We start from the raw sequence: 1,698 nt of genomic DNA, 5'->3' as shown, positions 1-1,698 counted from the left end.
CTGGTGCAGCTCCGCGCGCGGATCCACCGGGCGCGGCACGGAATCGGCGAACCTGACGGCGGGGAGGTGAGTTCCACGGACAGGCGGGAGGTCTTCGAGCTGACGGCGGCCGGCATCCTCGCGGCGGATGCCTACCGGCAGTGGTCAGCCACCGGCCCGGACCCGCTGACGGTCGCCGAAATCGAGGACAAGGTCGACCAGCACGCGGCCGTGTTCACCACCACGGCGCATGACGCGCTCGCCCCGAAGGTGTTCGACACCTGGCAGCAGGCGGAGGGCAGGCTTCGGGATGCAACCCGCTTGCGGGCGCACCGGCGCCTCACCGTGGCCGCGGGCTTCTGCGCCTACATGCTGTGCCGGCTGGCGTTCAACATGGGGGATACGATCACGTCACGGCGGTTCCTCACCCTCGCCGAGAACCATGCCGAGGATGCCGAGGAACCAGTGCTGGCCGCGTCCGTCGCCGGGATGGCGTCCACGATGGCGTTCTACGGCGGCCGGTACGAGGATGCCGTCCGGGTCGCGGCGGAGGCTGCCCAGCGATTCCCCCACCCGTACACCGCGGCACGACTTGCCGCCTACGAAGCCCGTGCGCGGGCCGCGACCGACGATGCCCGGTCCGCGCGGGATGCGCTGTACCGGATGCGTCAGACGGTAGTCGATTTACCGGCGCGCCCCGGGATGTCCTCGTTCGGGCCAGCGGCGGCCGGCATGTTCGCCGGCGGAGTACTCGCCCGCATGGGTGCGGGCGACGAAGCCGAACCGATGGCCCGCGCTGCGGTGGCGCTGTACGACTCCGGCCACGGTGGCTTCGAGGAACGGGGACATGCACTGCTTGCGCTAGCCGCGGCGCTGCTGACGCGGGAGAGTCCTGAACCAGAAGAGGCGGCGGTCCGCACCTTGGCCGTGGTGGCGCTACTGGACGGCTGCTTGACATCGACCGTGGCCGCGAACCTGCGCCGTACCATGACCCAGTTACACCCCTATCGGGAGCTCGCTCCGGTCCGTGATTTAGAGGACGCTCTGTCCGCCCGTTCCCATCTCGTACTGACCGCCGGGAGCGCCCCGTGACCCTCACCCTCGGACCGCCGTCTGCTACCCGGCAGATCCCCACGGTGCTCACCGAACGGCTGGTCCTACGGGACTGGCGGGCCGAGGACATCGGCCCGTACTCGCGGATGACTCAGGATCCGGATATGAGCCGCTATACCGGCGGCGGGCCGATGGACGAAGAGGCGGTGTGGCGCCATGCCGCTTTCCAGCTTGGCCACTGGGCGTTGCGCGGCTTCGGGATGTGGATCATCCGAGATCGGCTGTCCGGAGAGTTCGTCGGCCGCGCCGGGCTGTATGAAGAGATGGGCTGGCCGGGTGTCGAGGTGGCCTGGACGGTGCGGCGCGACCGGTGGGGGCAGGGCCTGGCACCCGAAGCTGGCATGGCGGCGCTCGAGTTCGCGTTCGTCCACGTCGGTGTCGAGCGGGTCATCTCGATCTGCCACCCGGACAACATCCAGAGCCGCCGAGTAATGGAAAAGATCGGATTGATCCTGGATGGCGACTGGTCCCTTCACGGTCGGCCGAGCGTCGTTTACGCCATCACCCGGCAGACGTGGGAGGCCCGTACCAGCGGGTGAGGTCCGCAGGCGCTGGCGGTCTGCCGTCGCTCATGATCCCCTATGTGCGTATCGGCTAGGTGGTCAG

2 protein-coding genes are annotated in these 1,698 nt (G+C 69.1%); both read left to right on the top strand.

Translation table 11 applies throughout. From position 1 onward, the window contains the following. The coding region (locus MJ797_RS03425; RefSeq protein ID WP_239331737.1) for a transcriptional regulator at positions 1–1,071 on the top strand (1,071 nt) is incomplete at its 5' end. Beyond that, positions 1,068–1,631, top strand: a complete 564-nt coding sequence (locus tag MJ797_RS03420) for a GNAT family N-acetyltransferase (RefSeq protein WP_239331735.1) — start codon at positions 1,068–1,070, stop codon at positions 1,629–1,631. The genes MJ797_RS03425 and MJ797_RS03420, both read left to right, overlap by 4 nt. Positions 1,632–1,698: the final 67 nt, after the last annotated feature.

This window comes from Protofrankia sp. CiP3 (assembly GCF_917627345.1).
GTDB lineage: Bacteria > Actinomycetota > Actinomycetes > Frankiales > Frankiaceae > Protofrankia.
The sequence above is the reverse complement of the archived record's forward strand: the minus strand, read 5'-3'. Positions and strand labels throughout refer to the sequence as shown.